General features: G+C 63.4%; 15 protein-coding genes. 10 read left to right on the top strand and 5 right to left on the bottom strand.

From position 1 onward, the window contains the following. Positions 1-97 precede the first annotated feature (97 nt). The 4 genes from ubiG to SCL_RS05750 all read left to right on the top strand — a co-directional run bounded on the left by ubiG (position 98) and on the right by SCL_RS05750 (position 3729). Positions 98-808, top strand: coding sequence for a bifunctional 2-polyprenyl-6-hydroxyphenol methylase/3-demethylubiquinol 3-O-methyltransferase UbiG (gene ubiG / locus SCL_RS05765; RefSeq protein WP_096360335.1), 711 nt, complete (start codon positions 98-100; stop codon positions 806-808). Next, entirely contained in the window at positions 801-1466 is a 666-nt protein-coding gene (locus SCL_RS05760; protein ID WP_172425941.1) for an HAD family hydrolase, read from the top strand. Before ubiG ends, SCL_RS05760 begins: the two co-directional genes overlap by 8 nt. Further along, positions 1459-2682, top strand: a complete 1224-nt coding sequence (locus tag SCL_RS05755; protein WP_096360334.1) for a DNA recombination protein RmuC — start codon at positions 1459-1461, stop codon at positions 2680-2682. Before SCL_RS05760 ends, SCL_RS05755 begins: the two co-directional genes overlap by 8 nt. A gap of 78 nt (positions 2683-2760) precedes the next feature. Then, entirely contained in the window at positions 2761-3729 is a 969-nt protein-coding gene (locus SCL_RS05750; protein WP_172425940.1) for a GGDEF domain-containing response regulator, read from the top strand. Positions 3730-3747: 18 nt separating this feature from the next. On the opposite strand, the gene SCL_RS05745 is transcribed toward SCL_RS05750, so the two are convergent. Continuing rightward, on the bottom strand, positions 3748-3963 hold the full coding sequence (locus SCL_RS05745) for a hypothetical protein (protein WP_096360332.1): 216 nt from the start codon (positions 3961-3963) through the stop codon (positions 3748-3750). Positions 3964-4081: 118 nt separating this feature from the next. Between SCL_RS05745 and SCL_RS05740 the strand changes: the two genes are divergently transcribed. The 4 genes from SCL_RS05740 (at position 4082) to moaA (ending at position 9027) form a co-directional block, all read left to right on the top strand. Further along, positions 4082-4831: a YciK family oxidoreductase gene (locus SCL_RS05740; RefSeq protein ID WP_096360331.1), complete on the top strand. Its 750-nt coding sequence runs from the start codon at positions 4082-4084 to the stop codon at positions 4829-4831. Between the two features lie 273 nt (positions 4832-5104). Further along, positions 5105-7546 carry a nitrite reductase large subunit NirB gene (nirB, locus tag SCL_RS05735; RefSeq protein ID WP_096361861.1) on the top strand — a complete coding sequence of 814 codons (2442 nt, stop codon included), beginning with the start codon at positions 5105-5107 and terminating at the stop codon, positions 7544-7546. 8 nt (positions 7547-7554) lie between these two features. Then, positions 7555-7896 (top strand): nitrite reductase small subunit NirD, encoded by a 342-nt coding sequence (gene nirD / locus SCL_RS05730; RefSeq protein WP_096361860.1) that lies wholly within the window; start codon positions 7555-7557, stop codon positions 7894-7896. 93 nt (positions 7897-7989) lie between these two features. Beyond that, entirely contained in the window at positions 7990-9027 is a 1038-nt protein-coding gene (gene moaA / locus SCL_RS05725; RefSeq protein ID WP_096360330.1) for a GTP 3',8-cyclase MoaA, read from the top strand. Between the two features lie 118 nt (positions 9028-9145). Here the strand turns inward: moaA and rsd are convergent, their stop codons facing one another. Together rsd and ffh are read right to left on the bottom strand one after the other, a co-directional pair. After that, on the bottom strand, positions 9146-9628 hold the full coding sequence (rsd, locus tag SCL_RS05720) for a sigma D regulator (protein ID WP_096360329.1): 483 nt from the start codon (positions 9626-9628) through the stop codon (positions 9146-9148). A 118-nt stretch (positions 9629-9746) separates the two neighbouring features. Further along, entirely contained in the window at positions 9747-11102 is a 1356-nt protein-coding gene (gene ffh, locus SCL_RS05715; RefSeq protein WP_096360328.1) for a signal recognition particle protein, read from the bottom strand. A gap of 176 nt (positions 11103-11278) precedes the next feature. On the opposite strand from ffh, the gene SCL_RS05710 reads away from it, so the two are divergent. Together SCL_RS05710 and sulP are read left to right on the top strand one after the other, a co-directional pair. After that, positions 11279-12094, top strand: a complete 816-nt coding sequence (locus SCL_RS05710; protein ID WP_096360327.1) for a cytochrome C assembly family protein — start codon at positions 11279-11281, stop codon at positions 12092-12094. A gap of 106 nt (positions 12095-12200) precedes the next feature. Then, complete coding sequence (sulP, locus tag SCL_RS05705; RefSeq protein WP_096360326.1) at positions 12201-14846, top strand: sulfate permease; 2646 nt, start codon at positions 12201-12203, stop codon at positions 14844-14846. Between the two features lie 40 nt (positions 14847-14886). Here the strand turns inward: sulP and SCL_RS05700 are convergent, their stop codons facing one another. Both SCL_RS05700 and SCL_RS05695 read right to left on the bottom strand, forming a co-directional pair. Further along, on the bottom strand, positions 14887-16206 hold the full coding sequence (locus SCL_RS05700) for a citrate transporter (protein ID WP_096360325.1): 1320 nt from the start codon (positions 16204-16206) through the stop codon (positions 14887-14889). Between the two features lie 21 nt (positions 16207-16227). Then, positions 16228-16656 (bottom strand): universal stress protein, encoded by a 429-nt coding sequence (locus SCL_RS05695; protein ID WP_148665002.1) that lies wholly within the window; start codon positions 16654-16656, stop codon positions 16228-16230. Positions 16657-16797: the final 141 nt, after the last annotated feature.

Below are 16797 nucleotides of genomic sequence, written 5' to 3'. Positions count from 1 at the left end.
AAGCCGGCATCCAGCATCTTAATATCTGGATTCCCGCTTTCGCGGGAATGACGACTACGTTGATCAGGGTCGCTTGTTAAACACTTTCTGAGTTTCTATGTCCCATACCGCCCAAAACGTCGATCCCGAAGAAATCGCCAAGTTCGAATCCCTGGCCGCGCGCTGGTGGGACCCGCACAGCGAGTTCAAGCCGCTGCACGACATCAACCCGCTGCGCCTCAACTATATAAATGATCGCGTCGGGCTCCAGGGCAAGACCGTGCTCGACATCGGCTGCGGCGGCGGCATTCTCGCCGAGAGCATGGCGGCGCACGGCGCCACGGTCACCGGCATTGACCTGGGCGACGCCCCACTCGCGGTGGCCAAACTGCATCTCAAGGAATCCGGCCAGAAGGTCGAATACCGCAAGATCAGCGCCGAGGACATGGCGCGCGAACGGCCCGAATCCTTCGACGTCGTGACTTGCATGGAAATGCTGGAACATGTGCCCGACCCGGCGTCCACGGTCGCGGCCTGCGCCAAGCTGGTCAAACCCGGCGGCAGGGTGTTCTTCTCCACTATCAACCGCAACCCGAAGTCATGGCTGTTCGCCATTGTCGGCGCCGAATACGTGCTGAACCTGCTGCCGAAGGGCACCCACGAATACATGAAATTCATCAAGCCGTCCGAGCTGGAACGCTGGACACGGCACGCGGGCCTGACGCTGCATGAGCTGATCGGCATGCATTACAACCCGCTGACGCGCCAGTACCGCCTCGGGCGCGGGGTGGACGTCAACTACATCGCCTACACCACGCGCGGTGACTAAGATCCGCACGGTTTTATTTGATCTCGACGGCACGCTGGCCGACACCGCGCCGGACTTGGCGCATGCGCTGAACCTGCTGCTGGTCGAGGAAGGCAAAACCGCCCTGCTCTACGAAACCATCCGTCCCGAGGTGTCGCACGGCGCCTCGGCGCTGGTCACGCTCGGCTTCGGCAAGAAACCGGGAGATGCGGATTTCGACCGCCTGCGCCAGCGCTTCCTTGTGCTGTACACCGAAAATCTCTGCCGCCACACGCGCCTGTTCGACGGCATCCCGGCGCTGCTGCAGACGCTGAAGAAACAGGGCATGAACTGGGGCGTGGTCACGAACAAGCCGGCCTTCCTCACCGATCCGCTGATGGCGCAACTGCGGCCCGATCCCGCGCCGGCCTGCGTGGTCAGCGGCGACACCGTGGCCAACCGCAAGCCGCATCCGGAACCGATGCTGCACGCCTGCACCGCGGCCGGCAGCCGCCCGGAGCAATGCCTGTACGTCGGCGACGCCGAGCGCGACATCCTGGCCGGCCGGCACGCCGGCATGAAAACGCTGGTGGCGCTGTTCGGGTACATTAACGGCCATGAAACCCCCGAACGCTGGGGCGCGGACGGCATGATCCGCGCGCCGGGCGAGATTCTCGACTGGCTGAAACAGGATGAGTAACGCCGTCACACTTATTATTGTCGCCATCGTCATCCTGCTGGCGGGAGGGCTCGGTTGGTTCGTCGCGCAACTGCGCACCCAGAAGCGCCTCGCGGAACTCGCCACCACGCTGGAACTGGAACGCAAGGCGGCGCAGGAAAAGCTCGCCGGCCTGGAACAGAACTTCATCGCCCTGTCCCAGCGCGCGCTCAAGGAAAACAACGCCGCGTTCCTGCAACTGGCGCAGGAATCACTCAAGCAATTCCACGTGCAGGCCAAGGGCGACCTGGAGCTGAAGGAAAAGGCGGTCGAGAACCTGATCAAGCCGGTGCGCGAGGCGCTGGAAAAGGCCGAGCAGCAGATACGCCTGATGGAGAACGAGCGCAAGGAAGCCTACGGCTCGCTCACCAAGCATCTCGAAACCATGGTCCAGACCCAGCAACTGTTGCAGGGCGAGACGCGCAACCTGGTGCAGGCGCTGCGCCGGCCCGAGGTGCGCGGCCAGTGGGGCGAGATGACGCTGAAGCGCCTCGCCGAACTGGCCGGCATGGTCGAGCACTGCGACTTCTACGAACAGGAAAATACCGACACCGAAGCCGGCCGCATGCGTCCCGACATGATCGTGCGCATGCCCGACGGGCGCGAGATCGTGGTGGACGTGAAAACCCCGCTCGATGCCTATCTCAGCGCGGTCGAGGCAACCGACGACGAGACGCGCCGCAAGCACCTGGAGCATCACGCGCGCAAAGTGCGCGAGCGCGTGCGCGAACTGTCCAGCAAGGCCTACTGGACGCAATTCAAGAGCGCGCCCGACTTCGTGATCCTGTTCATCCCCGGCGACCAGTTTCTGGGCGCCGCGCTCGACATGGATCGCAGCCTGCTGGAAGACGCGCTGAAGCAGAAGGTCATCCTCACCACCCCGACCAGCTTCGTGGCCCTGCTGCGCGCCGTGGCTTACGGCTGGCGCCAGGAAAGCCTGACGGCCAACGCCGAGCACATCCGCGACGTCGGCGAGGAGCTCTACGGCCGGCTCATGACCTTCAGCGAACACCTCGTGAAGCTCGGCCGCAGCCTGAACAGCACCGTGGCCGATTACAACAGGACGGTGGGCTCCTTCGAGACCAAGCTGCTGCCGGGGGCGCGCAAGTTCTCGGAGATGGGCGTGGGCGGCGGGGACAAGGCGCTGGCAGAACCCGAGCAAATTGATAAGGCAGTCCGCGACGTTCAGCCGGGCTGACCGGCCCGATGGCCGGGCCCCGGCATGCTATATTTTCAGCAGACATGGCTCATTCCGAGCGATGCGGACACCCTAGCCGTGAAGCCTGAACCGTCCAAGAAAACCGAACCGCTCCCGCTCCTGCTGCTGGTCGAAGACTCCCAGACGACCACGGCGTTGCTGTCCAAATACCTGGGGCACACCTATCGCCTGCTGCACGCGAAGGACGGCGTGCAGGCCTGGGACGTGCTCGAGAAAAACCCGGATATCGCCATCGTCATCACCGACATCCACATGCCGAACATGAGCGGGCACCAGCTGCTGGTCAAGATCCGCAAAAGCGACGGCGCGCACCACAAGAACATGCCGGTCATCGTCATGACCACGGCCGAGGACAACGTCGACCGCAACCTGGCCTTCCTCAACGGCGCCAACGATTTCATCACCAAACCCATCGACGAGATGGAACTGGTGGCGCGCCTGAACGTGCATTACCGGCTGGCACGCACCATTCGCGAGCTGGAGGCGAGCAAGAAGGCGCTGGCGGAACAGGCCACCACGGATTCCCTGACCAAGCTCAAGAACCGGCGCGCTTTTTTCGAAAACGGCACCAAGGCCGTGGCGCTGGCGCGGCGTTACGTGTCGGACCTGTCGGTGCTCCTGCTCGACATCGACCACTTCAAGAAGATCAACGATACCTACGGACACGCCGCGGGCGACGACGCGCTGATGGTGGTGGCGAACATCCTGCTGGAAATGTCGCGCACCGAGGACACGGTGGCGCGCATCGGCGGCGAGGAATTCGCACTGCTGCTGCCGGACACCAACCGTCTCGGCACCGCGGTGCTGGCGGAACGCATCCGTTCCGCCATCGAGCGCGAGCAATTCATCGTCGGCGACAAGATCGTGCCGATCACGGTCAGCATCGGCATCGCCACCTTCGGGGTGGACCCGGCGGACAGCATCGATCAGCTGCTGGGGGTGGCGGACAACCGCCTGTACCTGGCCAAGAACGCCGGGCGCAACCGCATTTGCGTCAACGACGAAGGCAAGACCACCTTCGCCTGACGTCCTGCGTCACGGTTGTTATTTCTGCAATTTTTCCTGCACCGGCTTGGTGGCGTCGTGGATCACCTCTTTGGTCTCCTTGAGCACTTCGCCGGTGCGTTCCTTGATCTGCTCGGCAATATCCGGCTTGGCGGCGAACGGGTTGCTCAGCAAGGGCTTATCCTTGCCGAAATTGATCCCCAACGGGAAAGCCACGATCAGGCCAACTACCAAACCAATAAAGAATTTCTTCATGACGTCCTCTCTGTCTTGAGTCGCGTCACATGATAACCACGAACACCACACTTGGCCACTGCATGGCCGGCTGCGTTACGTTACAATTCGCGCCGGTCCTGCCGCCCTCGAATCCGCCATGAAACCCTACACGCCCGCCCCCGACCTGCTGACTTCGCGCCGCATCCTGATCACCGGCGCCGGCGACGGCATCGGGCGCGCCGCGGCGCTGGCCTGCGCGCAACACGGGGCCAGCGTCATCCTGCTCGGTCGGACCGCCAAAAAACTGGAAAAGGTCTACGACGAAATCGAGCACCGTGGCTGGCCGCAGCCGGCGCTGTTGCCGCTCGATCTGGCCACGGCCACGCCTTCGCATTACGAGCAGGTGGCGCAAACCATCGAACGGGAATTCGGCGGCCTCGACGGCCTGCTGCACAACGCCGCCGATGCCGGCACTCTCACGCCGCTGGAGCATTACACGCCGGAAATGTGGTTCCGCCTGATGCAGGTGAATCTGAATGCCGCCTGGCTGCTGACGCGCGCCTGTCTGCCGCTATTGAATAAATCCGCGGATGCCTCCATCGTTTTCACCACCGCCGACGTCGGCCGCCAGGGCCGCGCCTACTGGGGCGCCTATGGCGTTTCCTGTTTCGGGCTGGAAGGCCTGATGCAGATACTCGCGGATGAGTGCGCCGCCGAGAAACGCATTCGCGTCAACAGCCTCGACCCCGGCGTGGTTCGTACCGGCATGCGCTCACGCCTCTACCCCGGCGAGGACCGCGACGCCCTGCCCGCACCGGAAACCCTCATGCCGGCCTATCTGTACCTGCTCGGTCCCGACAGCCGGGGCGTGAACGGGCAGGCTCTGAGCGCCAAAGATTTCATGTAGGTTGGGGTGAGGCGTGAAACGCCGAACCCCAACATCGTTCGCCTTCATGTTGGGGTTCGCTCCGCTCACCCCAACCTACATAAAATGATCCAAATCGTGCACGCCCTACCCTCCGTGCACCGGGAGAGTGCAAACATCCTGCCCTCCCCGGTGCTCGCGTAACTCACAGCGTTTTCAATTCAACAAGTTATCTCTGTGTTCGCGTGCGCGGAAGCTGGCACGCCGGTTGCTATGTGGGCGATAGCGCAAAACTATTTCAGCACCACGGAGCCTATGCAAAAAGAAAAGCTGGTATTGGTCGGCAATGGCATGGCCGGCATGCGCACGCTCGAGGAGTTGCTCAAGACCGCGCCGGACATGTATGACATCACCGTGTTCGGCTCCGAGCCGTACGGGAACTACAACCGCATCCTGCTCTCGCCCGTGCTCGCGGGCGAAAAGGCCTTTCCCGACATCCTGCTGAACGACGAACCGTGGTACCAAGCCAACGGCATCAAACTGCACAAGAACTGCGAAGTCACCGGGATCGACCGGCGGGCACGGAAAGTCGTCGCCCGGGATGGCACCGCCGCCGAATATGACCGGCTGCTGCTGGCCACCGGTTCCCATCCGTTCATTATCCCGGTGCCGGGCAGCACTTTGCCCGGCGTCATCACCTTCCGCGACATGAACGACGTGGACACCATGATCAGTGCGTCCAAGTCGCTGCGCCATGCCGTCGTCATCGGCGGCGGGCTGCTGGGCCTGGAGGCGGCGAATGGATTGAAGCAGCGCGGCATGCACGTCACGGTGGTGCATCTTTCCAAGACGCTGATGGACCGTCAGCTGGACGAAGTGGCCGGAGGCATGCTGCACCGCTCGCTCGAGGAGCGTGGCGTGGAATTCCTGCTCGGTGCGGAAACCGCGGAGATCATCGGCAAGAAACGCGTGCAGGGCGTGCGCTTCAAGGACGGACGCGAAACCACCGCCGACCTCGTGGTCATGGCGGTCGGCATACGTCCGAACATCGATCTCGCGAAAAAATCCGGGATTTACTGCGAGCGCGGCATCATCGTCAACGACACCATGCAAACCTACGACCCGAGCGTGTATGCCGTGGGCGAGTGCGTGCAGCACCGGCGCCAAACGTATGGGCTGGTGGCGCCACTGTTCGAGCAGGCCAAGGTCTGTTCCGATCACCTGGCCCGGCTCGGCATCCGCCGCTATCAGGGCTCGGTCACCTCGACCAAGCTCAAGGTCACCGGCATCGACGTGTTCTCCGCCGGCGATTTCACCGGCAACGACCAGACCGAAAGCATCGTGCTGCAGGATCCGGGCGCGGGCGTGTACAAGAAGGTCGTGCTCAAGGACAACCGCATCCAGGGCGCGGTCATGGTGGGCGATACCGTGGACGGCGCCTGGTATTTCCAGCTGATGCGCGAGGGCACGGACGTCAGCGCCTTCCGCACGCGCCTGCTGCACGGCCAGGCGCACCTGGGCGACGCCGGTCACGGCGGCGCCAACGCCGTCGCGGCCATGGACGACAAGGCCGAAATTTGTGGCTGCAACGGCGTGTGCAAGGGTGAAATCGTCCAGGCCATCGTCGGCAAAAAACTCTTCACCCTCGAGGACGTGCGCGCCCACACCAAGGCCTCTTCCTCCTGCGGTTCCTGCACCGGGCTGGTGGAACAGATACTCGCAATAACGCTCGGCGGCGATTACTCCGCCGCGCCCCAGGCCAAACCGCTGTGCAAATGCACCGAATACACCCACGACGAGGTGCGCGCGCAGATCCGCGAGCGCCGTCTGACCAGCATCGCAACGGTGATGCAGGAACTGGAATGGAAGAATCCGGACGGCTGCGCCACCTGCCGCCCGGCGCTGAACTATTACCTGATCGCCACCTGGCCGGCGGAGGTGAAGGACGATTACCAGTCGCGCTTCATCAATGAGCGCGTGCACGCCAACATCCAGAAAGATGGCACCTACTCCGTGGTGCCGCGCATGTGGGGCGGCGTGACCACGCCGGCGGAGCTGCGCGCCATCGCCGACGTCGCGGAAAAATTCAAGGTGCCCGAGGTCAAGGTCACCGGCGGCCAGCGCATCGACCTGCTGGGGATAAAGAAGGAACAACTGCCCGCCGTCTGGGGCGAGCTCGGCAAGGCCGGGCTGGTTTCCGGCCACGCCTACGGCAAGGCCATTCGCACCGTGAAGACCTGTGTCGGCTCGGAATGGTGCCGCTTCGGGGTGCAGGATTCGACCGGCATGGGCATTCAACTCGAAAGAATGACCTGGGGCTCATGGACGCCGCACAAATTCAAGCTGGCGGTGTCGGGCTGCCCGCGCAACTGCGCCGAGGCCACCATCAAGGACTTCGGCGTGGTCGCGGTGGACTCCGGCTGGGAACTGCACGTCGGCGGCAACGGCGGCGTGAAGGTGCGCGTCACCGACCTGCTGTGCAAGGTCGTGACACCCGAGGAAGTACTGGAGCATTGCGGCGCCTTCCTGCAACTCTATCGCGAAGACGCGCGCTATCTGGAACGCACCGCGCCGTGGGTCGAGCGCGTGGGACTGGCCATGATCAAACAGAAAGTCGTCGAAAACACCGCCGGGAGAAAAGCGCTGTACGCGCGCTTCCTGGAATCCCAGAAATACGCGCAGGTGGATCCCTGGGCCGAGCGCGCGCAAAACAGCGTCGACCGGCACGAATTCATGCCCCTCAAACAAATTGCCTGATGACTCTCATGAACGACTGGATCGAAATTGGCCGCATCGAGGATATTCCCCCGCAGGGCGCGCGCGTGATATGCACGGCGCAGGGCGACATCGCGGTTTTCCGCACCGCCACGGATGAAATCTTCGCCCTGCGCGACCGCTGCCCGCACAAGGGCGGACCGCTGTCGCAGGGCATCGTGTCCGGCAAAACCGTCACCTGCCCTCTGCATAACTGGAACATCGCCCTCGACACTGGCGAGGCGGTGGCGCCGGATGAAGGTTGTGCCGGGCATTTTCCCGTCAGGGTCGTGGAGGGAAGAATCTCGCTCCTGCTTTCGACGGAACGGGTGAAACTCGCCGTTGTCTGCTGAACGCCCTCGCACGATTCCGGTCTGACGTCGTAACCTAATCACATACAGTTTCAGGGGTGTACCGCACGACGCGGTACTCTTATAGTGTCGCGCATGGAACCCGGACTGGTCGACCCGTTCAACCGCAGAATCGAATACGTTCGCGTGTCGGTCACCGACCGCTGCGATCTGCGTTGCACCTATTGCCTGCCGCCGGGCCATCACGATTTCATCGAACCCGAGCATTGGCTCACCTTCGATGAAATCGAGCGTGTGATACGCGCCTTCACCGAACTCGGTGTTTACCGCGTGCGCCTTACCGGCGGAGAGCCGCTGACGCGCCACAAACTCCCGGAGCTGGCCGCGCGCCTGAATGCACTGCCCCGTCTCGAAGACCTGTCGCTCAGCACCAATGGCGTGCAGCTGAAAAAACAGGCCCAGGCGCTGTGGCAGGCTGGCGTAAAACGCATCAACGTCAGTCTCGATTCATTGCAGCCCGCGCGCTTCGCCGCCATCACCGGCGGCGGCAAGCTCGACAAGGTCCTCGACGGCCTTGCCGCCGCCAGCGCGGCCGGACTGCATCCGGTCAAGATCAACATGGTGGTGATGAATGGCGTCAACGACGACGAAGTCGAGGACATGGTGCGCTACTGCATCGAGCACGACTTCACGTTGCGCCTGATCGAGACCATGCCCATGGGCGACACCGGGCGTACGGCCAGCAGTCACTATCTCGACCTGGAAGTGGTGCGCCGCCGTCTGGAAGAACGCTTCGAGCTGGTTCCGGCGGTCATGCCGGGCGGTCGCTCCCGGCGTCCTGCCTCCCGCGACACTGGTACGTCCATGTACGGCGGCGGGCCGGCGCGTTACGTGGGCATCGCCGGGACCAATCTGCGCATCGGCTTCATCACTCCGATCTCGCGTCACTTCTGCGAAACCTGCAATCGCGTGCGCCTGTCCGCCGATGGCGCGCTGTATTTATGTCTCGGTCAGGACGACAAGGTTGAATTGCGGCCGTTGCTGCGGGCAGGCATCGGCGACGGGGATTTGAAGGACACGATCCGCGCCGCCATCGCGCGCAAACCGGAGCGGCACGAGTTCCGCGAACAGCCGCAGAAGATTGTCAGATTTATGTCCCGAACGGGAGGTTAAATGAAAAACAAGAATTGGACAGGATTTACAGGATTAACAGGATTCTGAAATATGAAAAATTCCGTTTTGTCTTTTTTTAATCCTGTTAATCCTGTCCATATCATTTTGTAAAAAACTCTCAGTGCAGATGCCGGATGAGCTTGTCTTCGAGCTCGATGCGGGCGGCGAGTTCCTCGCCCAAGCGGGAAAGATCGTCGCTGAGTGACGCGGAGATTTCGCAGTTGTCACTGCAATCGTATTTGTCGTTGAAGTCCAGCGCCACTTCGGTGGATTTGGCGATGCGGGGATAGAGTTTCTCGGCCAGATCGGAAATCTGCTGGCGGCGTTCGGTGCCGTTGACGACGCGTTCATACAGGCTGAAATGCCCGGCGGCGATGTAATCGACCAGCACCTGGCAGAACTTCTGGAGCAATTCCTGCGAGTGCTTGGCGCGCGAATTCTTGCCGTTTCCGTACGTCTCCAGCCCCGCCAGCTGACAGTACAGGGACAGCATCTCGGTGCGTTCGGCCACCAGTTTCTGCACCAGCTCCTGGCTTCCGGCGCGACGCTCCTTGGCCCTGTTTTCCTGTGGTGACGTCTCTCTGTGGTGCTCCGTTGTCATGATCCCGTCTTCCGTCTGTTCTCTGAATAGGTGGGGGAACTATACGCCCTGAGCCTGCATTTGTTAACAGCGTCAATCCCGCGAATAACCGGTGATTACAGGAATATGAAAAAAATATTCAACCGGGCAAGCCCGGCAAGCGCCCCTTGACATCGCGCAACATCCGTTGCAATCCGCCCTTGCCCATGCGCTTCATCACCTTCTGCATCTGATCGAATTGCTTCAGCAGGCGATTGACATCCTGCACCTGCGTGCCCGAACCGGCGGCGATGCGCCGCTTGCGCGAACCGCGGATCGTGTCCGGGTGGCTGCGTTCCGCCGGCGTCATGGAATTGATGATGGCCACCAGCCGCTTCACCTGCCGGTCACCCAATTGTGACTTGGCCGCTTCGCTGACCTCGCCAACACCCGGCAGTTTTTCCATGAGGCTGGCCAAGCCGCCCATTTTTTCCATCTGTAACATCTGATCCCGGAAATCCTCGAGATCGAAGCCCTTGCCTTTGGCGAGCTTCTGGGCGAATTCCTGCGCCTTTTCCCTGTCAGCGGCCTGGCTCGCCTGTTCCACCAGCCCCAGCACGTCGCCCATGCCGAGGATGCGCGCGGCCACGCGATCCGGATAAAACGGCTCCAGCGCGGCGGGCTTCTCGCCCACGCCCATGAACTTGATCGGCTTGCCGGTCACCTGCCGGATCGAGAGCGCCGCGCCGCCGCGCGCATCGCCGTCGGTCTTGGTCAGGATCACGCCGGTGAGAGGCAGCGCCTCGTTGAAGGCCCTGGCCGTGTTCACCGCATCCTGGCCGGTCATGCTGTCCACCACGAATAGCGTCTCGACCGGTTCAATTGCCGCGTGCACGGCGCGGATCTCCTGCATCATCGGCTCGTCCACGTGCAGGCGGCCGGCGCTGTCGACGATCAGCACGTCCATCATGCGCTTGCGCGCCTCCTCGACGGCGTGGCGCGCGATGTCCACCGGCTTCTGGTCGGGATGGCTGGGGAAAAATTCCGCGCCCACCGCAGCGGCCAGTTTGTGCAACTGTTCGATGGCTGCCGGGCGATAGACGTCCGCGCTCACCACCATGACGGATTTGTTGTCGCGCTCGCGCAGGAAGCGCGCCAGCTTGGCCACGGTCGTGGTCTTGCCGGAGCCCTGCAAGCCCGCCACCAGGATCACGGCGGGCGGGCGGGTCGCCAAGTTGAGTTTTTCATTGGCCGCGCCCATGAGAGCGACCAGCTCGTCGTGCACGACCTTGATCAGCGCCTGTCCCGGCGTCAGGCTCGCGAGCACCTCCTGGCCGGCGGCCTTGACGCGCACGTGCTCGATGAAGTCCTTGACCACCGGCAGCGCCACGTCGGCTTCGAGCAGCGCCATGCGCACCTCGCGCAGGGCCTCGCGTGTGTTTTCCTCGGTGAGCCGCCCCTGCCCGCGCAGGCGCTTGAGGGTGACCTGTAATCTCTGGCTTAAATTGTCGAACATGGCTGTTTAAATAAGATTCCCGAACCGCGGCAAAAGATATTCATTCACGCTGTGAATCGCTCTTCAAAGGCAGGACAACCTGTGCCATCATGCGCCCGTATTATATGGTCGGACGAGCGAAGCAGGGCGACCTGTTTTATGACCAGCTGAATGCAGCAGAGCATCATTAAATAATTATGACCAATCCCGTCATGAATTTCCTCGCCCTGGCGCTGTACTTCATCGCCGGCGGACTCCTGGGTCAGCGCCTGCTGCGCGGGCAGGTCGTCACCGGCGGCGCCAAAATCGGCATTTTCAGTCTCGGTCTCGGCGCGGTGGTGCTGCACGCCGCGCTGCTCTATTCCAGCCTGTGGACAGCGGCCGGGATCAATCTGGCCCTGACACCCGCTTTCTCGCTCATCGCCTGGGTCGTGGCCATATTATATCTCGCTACCTCGCTCATTCGTCCGGTGGACAATCTGGGCATCCTCATCCTGCCCATCGCCGGCCTCACGCTGCTGGTCGAATGGCTGTGGCCCGGCCACATGTCCCTGACGCTCACTTCGAGCGTGTCGGCGGCGCACATCATCATCTCGGTCCTGGCCTACAGCCTGCTGTGCCTGGCCGCGGTGCAGAGCCTGATGCTGCTGATGCAGGAGCGGCATCTGCACGGCAAGCACCCGGGCGGATTCATCCGCGCCCTGCCGCCGATGCAGACCATGGAAGGCGTGATGTTCCAGATGATCGGCCTGGGTTTCATTCTGCTTACCTTCACGCTGATCAGCGGCGTGTTCTTTTCCGAAACGACTTCCGGCCAACCGCTCAGGTTCACGCATCATATGGTGCTGGCGGTGCTCGCCTGGATCGTGTACGCCATCCTGCTTGTCGGTCGCTGGCGCCTCGGCTGGCGCGGACGCCCGGCCATCCACTGGACCCTGGGCGGCTTCGCGCTGCTGCTGCTGGCCTACTTCGGCAGCAAGTTCGTGCTGGAAGTGCTGCTGCATCGCGGCTGAACACTGGCGGCGTCTGCGGGAACCCGTTAAAATCGCGGCGTTTCGCAAATTCTGAAAGACGCTGATCCGCGCCGCTTGCGATCAGTCCGCTTCCACCGGGCCTTTCATGCAGCAGACTGTGACGACCACGCCATACTGCAACACCTTCTGGACCAAGATCTTCCCGTTTCTGCGCTGGTGGCCGATGGTCACGCGCGCGACCGTCAAGGCCGATTTCATGGCCGGCCTGACCGGTGCCGTGGTGGTCCTGCCGCAGGGCGTGGCCTTCGCCATGATCGCGGGGCTGCCGCCGGTCTACGGACTGTACACGGCCATGGTGCCGGCGATCGTCGCCGGCCTGTTCGGTTCCTCGCGTCACCTGATCTCCGGCCCCACGACCGCGATCTCGATCGTGGTGTTTGCGGCGGTCTCGAAGTTCGCCGAGCCCGGCAGCGCCCAGTTTGTCCAGCTGGCGCTGACACTCACCTTCCTGGCCGGCGTCTACCAACTGGCGCTCGGTCTGGCGCGCATGGGCGCGCTGGTCAACTTTATCTCGCACTCGGTAGTCGTCGGTTTCACCGCCGGCGCCGCGGTGCTGATCGCCACCAGCCAGCTCAAGCACTATTTCGGCATGCACATCCCCTCGGGGGAGTCGTTCATCCACACCTGGCGTGACCTGATCGCGCAGTTGCCCGAAACCAACCCGTACGTGGCCGGCATTGCCACCCTGACCCTGGTCATCCTCATCGTGCTCATGAAGCTCAAGCCGCGCTGGCCGGTGATGCTGATCGGCATGGTGCTCGGCAGCCTGGCCGCGGCCTTTGCCGGCGGCGAGAGCGAGGGCATCAGGCTGGTCGGCAAGCTGCCGTCCGATCTGCCGCCGCTCAGCATGCCGGACCTGCACCTGGCGGCGGTCAAACAGCTCGGCAGCGCCGCGCTGGCCGTGGCCATGCTCGGCCTGGTGGAGGCGGTGTCGATCGCGCGTTCGGTGGCGTCGAAATCCGGCCAGCGCATCAATGGCAACCAGGAGTTCATCGGTCAGGGTCTGGCCAACGCCGTCGGCAGTTTCTTCTCGAGCTATGCCTCATCCGGCTCGTTCACCCGCAGCGGCCTGAACTACACCGCCGGCGCGGTCACCCCGCTGTCGGCGGTGTTCGCGGCGGTATCGCTGGCGCTGATCGTGCTGCTGGTGGCGCCGCTGGCCGCGCACCTGCCGATCGCCGCCATGGCGGCCGTGCTGCTGGTGGTGGCTTACCGGCTGATCGACTTCCACCACATCAAGACCATCATATCGACCAGCAAGCGCGAAACCGCGGTGCTGGCGACCACGTTCTTCGCCACCCTGTTCGTCGAGCTCGAATTCGCGATCTACGTCGGCGTGATGCTGTCGCTGATCATCTACCTGATGCGCACCGCGCAGCCGAGAGTCGCCGACATTGTGCCGGATCCGAACACCCAGCAGCGTAATTTCGTCATCGACAAGAAGCTGCCGGAATGCCCGCAGCTCAAGGTCATCCGCATCGATGGCTCGATCTACTTCGGCGCCGTCGACCATGTCGGCGAACGCCTGCACAGCTTCGCTGAGGCCAATCCCGCGCAAAAGCACCTGCTGGTGGTCGGCACCGGCGTGAACTTCATCGATCTCGCAGGCGCCGAACTGCTGGCGGCCGAGGCGCGCCGGCGTCGCGCACAGGGCGGCGACCTGTACCTCGCCAAGGTCAAGCCCGAAGCCTGCGAGACGCTGCGACGCGGCGGTTTCCGGGACCTGATCGGCGCCTACAACATCTTCCCCGGCAAAGCCAGCGCCATTGCCAATATCTTTCAGCGCCTCGACCACGCGATCTGTGCGCGCTGCGACAAACGCATTTTTGGCGAATGCGCGCAGGTTCGCCCGATATTGCCGGGCGCCGCGGCGCCCGCGGCCCCGGAGTTCGGCGCCCTGCCGCGCGTCGAACGTCTGCTCGTGGCGAGCGATGATTCCGAGTACACCGCCGGCGCCATCCACGAGGCCCTGCGCATCGCCAAAAAGAGCGGCGCCCGGGTGCGGGTGATCCACATGATCCCCCGCACCGATAACGAGCTGACGGCGGGTACCGAGGAGATTCCGGAAGCGCTGCTGGCGCGGGCACGCGCGCATCTCAACGATGTCGAACGCGAGGCGATAGCCGCCGGCGTCACTTGCGACACCGAAGTCATATACACGAGCCTGCGTCTGTATCAGGAGATCGTCAATCAGGCTGACCAGATGAAGGCGGATCTCATCGTCATGGGCCGGCGCGGACGACGCGGGCTGGCGCGTGTGCGTCTCGGTCAGGCGACTGCCAAGGTGATCGGCCATGCGCACTGCGCCGTGCTGATCGTGCCGCGCAACGCCGAGATCACCGGACAGCGCCTGGTGCTCGCCACGGACGGTTCCGTCTATGCCGATGCCGCAACGGCCATGGCCGGCAGTCTCGCCAAGATATTCGCGGCACCGGTGTCGGCACTGTCGGTGACGCTCCCGAGCCAGTCGGACCGGCGCCACGAAGAAGCCCGTGTCGCGGCCAATCGCGCCGCCGCGTTCCTCAGAAGCCACGAACTCGACGCGGAGGCGGTGGTGTACCACGGCCGTCCCGACGAGGTCATCGTCGAAACCACGATGGCGAAAAAGGCCGACCTGATCGTGATCGGCAGCCACGGCCGCACCGGGCTCGATCGCGTCATGCTGGGCAGCGTCTCTGAACGCGTGATCGACGCCACCTCGACCGCGGTGCTGGTCGCCAAAATTTCCTGACGGCTGCCGCGCCCCGAAGCGAACGTGCCCGCCAACCGGCTCAGTGCGCCGGCTGTACCGCGACCGGTGCCGCCGTCTCCGCCTTGTGTGGCGTGTGCGGATGCCAGCCCACCACTGCCAGCATGAAGAAGAATCCGATCACGTAAGCCAGCGCCACGTGCCAACCGCCCTTGAGCCAGGCCCCGACCGATTTGGCCTCCGGGAACAGGCTGGATAACGCCACCCCGGCCGACGAACCGAACCAGACCATGGAGCCGCCGAATCCGACGGCATAAGCCAGCACGCCCCAGTCATATCCGCCCTGGGTCAGCGCCAGCGCCGTCAGCGGGATATTGTCGAATACCGCCGAAATGAAACCGAGGCCGAAGCTGGTCTGCCAGGACGCCGGCGGCAGTTTCTCCACCGGCATCATGGACGCGCACATCACGAGCGACAACAGGAAAATGCTGCCCTTGAGCGCGTCCGGCAACAGGCTCCACTCGGCTTTGCGCAATGGCGCGGCCAGAACGATGGCCACCCACACCGCCGCACCCAGAAACGGGAAGGAATCGGAGATTTCCGGAAAGCGGGTGTTGACCGTGACGTTGGTGACGATCGCCGCCGCCAAAATCCAGGTAACAATGCCCAGCCGTACCCAGTCCACGTGCTTGCCGGCGCTGGCGTCTTTCTGGATCGGCTGCCAGGCCTGCTGCTGACGCGCCGCAATCAGCCCGAACACCATCAAGGCAACCACGGCCGCCACATAGGCGTGGGTGACGTCCAGTGGCGCCACCCCGTCGATCCACATCATGGTCGTGGTGGTGTCGCCCACCACGCTGCCCGAGCCGCCGGCGTTGGACGCGGCCACGATGGCGGCGAGGTAGCCAATGTGCACGCGGCGCCTGAACACGGTGGCGGCCACGGTGCCGCCGATCAACGCCGCGGCAATGTTGTCCAGGAACGACGACAGCACGAACACCATCACCAGCAGCACGAAGGCGCCCTTCCAGTCATCCGGCAGGAAGCGCGGCAGGACGTGCGGCACGCCGCTGTCCTCGAAGTGGCGTGCCAGCAGCGCGAAACCGACCAGCAGACCGAGCAGGTTGGTGAGCACCACCCATTCGTGCTGCAGATGCGCGAGCCACCCGGTCACACCTGCCCCTTCATTGAAGCCGGTGAAGCCGATTTTATAAAGCGAGATCACCGCCAAACCGGTGAGCGCGACCTTGAGGGTATGGTGGTGAAACAGCGCCACGCCCAGCAGGGTCAGCGCGAACAGGATGAAGTCCACCGGGATGCCGGATACCGCCGGCAACCCGGCGGCGTGCGCCGGAACGGCGACCAGCAATCCAGGGACAGCCCGGTACCAGCATGCTTTCATGGTCGAGGCTTTTCTTGTCTTTTATTTGACGAGCGTCACCGGTATCTTCGTGAGGTGCAGGACCTTCACCGCCACCGAACCGAGCAACAGATCGCCCAGCGCGGAATGGCCGCGCGTGCCCATCACGATCTGATTGCAACCGAGTTCCTCGGCCAGGCGCGCGATGGTCGGGGCGATTTCACCTTGCGCGACATGATCGACACAGGCGATCCTGGCCGCCTTGAGGATCGTGCGCGCCGGAGCCAGGGCCGACTCGCTCCACTCCCGTTCCATCTTCACGAGTTCCTCGGGCTTGATCGTGCGCCGCACCATCCAGTCGTCGCCCAGCGGCTGCACGTTGACCAGATGCACTTCCAGGTCCTTCGCCATGGCGGCGATGCCGGCGACATGGCGGGCGGCGCGCGCCGAGCCTTCCGAACCGTCGACGGGAAGCAGGATCTTGTGACGCATGGCCGGCTCCTTGTTCACTTGTTGACCAGAATGGGCATGCCCGGCAACGGCCAGCCGGCGACAACCACCAGCTTCAAAGGCGGGACAAGCGGCGCCATCTTGCAGCAATATTATGACCAAACGGGCGAAGCAGGGCGACCT

The organism is Sulfuricaulis limicola (genome assembly GCF_002355735.1).
GTDB lineage: Bacteria > Pseudomonadota > Gammaproteobacteria > Acidiferrobacterales > Sulfurifustaceae > Sulfuricaulis > Sulfuricaulis limicola.
This window is presented reverse-complemented; position numbering and strand designations above follow the sequence as displayed.

Excerpts from the sequence above, each read along its gene's own strand:
- ubiG (WP_096360335.1), top strand. The coding sequence starts at position 98 with ATGTCCCATACCGCCCAAAACGTCGATCCCGAAGAAATCGCCAAGTTC.
- SCL_RS05755 (WP_096360334.1), top strand. The coding sequence starts at position 1,459 with ATGAGTAACGCCGTCACACTTATTATTGTCGCCATCGTCATCCTGCTG.
- SCL_RS05745 (WP_096360332.1), bottom strand. The coding sequence starts at position 3,963 with ATGAAGAAATTCTTTATTGGTTTGGTAGTTGGCCTGATCGTGGCTTTC.
- SCL_RS05740 (WP_096360331.1), top strand. The coding sequence starts at position 4,082 with ATGAAACCCTACACGCCCGCCCCCGACCTGCTGACTTCGCGCCGCATC.
- nirB (WP_096361861.1), top strand. The coding sequence starts at position 5,105 with ATGCAAAAAGAAAAGCTGGTATTGGTCGGCAATGGCATGGCCGGCATG.
- nirD (WP_096361860.1), top strand. The coding sequence starts at position 7,555 with ATGAACGACTGGATCGAAATTGGCCGCATCGAGGATATTCCCCCGCAG.
- moaA (WP_096360330.1), top strand. The coding sequence starts at position 7,990 with ATGGAACCCGGACTGGTCGACCCGTTCAACCGCAGAATCGAATACGTT.
- rsd (WP_096360329.1), bottom strand. The coding sequence starts at position 9,628 with ATGACAACGGAGCACCACAGAGAGACGTCACCACAGGAAAACAGGGCC.
- ffh (WP_096360328.1), bottom strand. The coding sequence starts at position 11,102 with ATGTTCGACAATTTAAGCCAGAGATTACAGGTCACCCTCAAGCGCCTG.
- SCL_RS05710 (WP_096360327.1), top strand. The coding sequence starts at position 11,279 with ATGACCAATCCCGTCATGAATTTCCTCGCCCTGGCGCTGTACTTCATC.
- sulP (WP_096360326.1), top strand. The coding sequence starts at position 12,201 with ATGCAGCAGACTGTGACGACCACGCCATACTGCAACACCTTCTGGACC.
- SCL_RS05700 (WP_096360325.1), bottom strand. The coding sequence starts at position 16,206 with ATGAAAGCATGCTGGTACCGGGCTGTCCCTGGATTGCTGGTCGCCGTT.
- SCL_RS05695 (WP_148665002.1), bottom strand. The coding sequence starts at position 16,656 with ATGCGTCACAAGATCCTGCTTCCCGTCGACGGTTCGGAAGGCTCGGCG.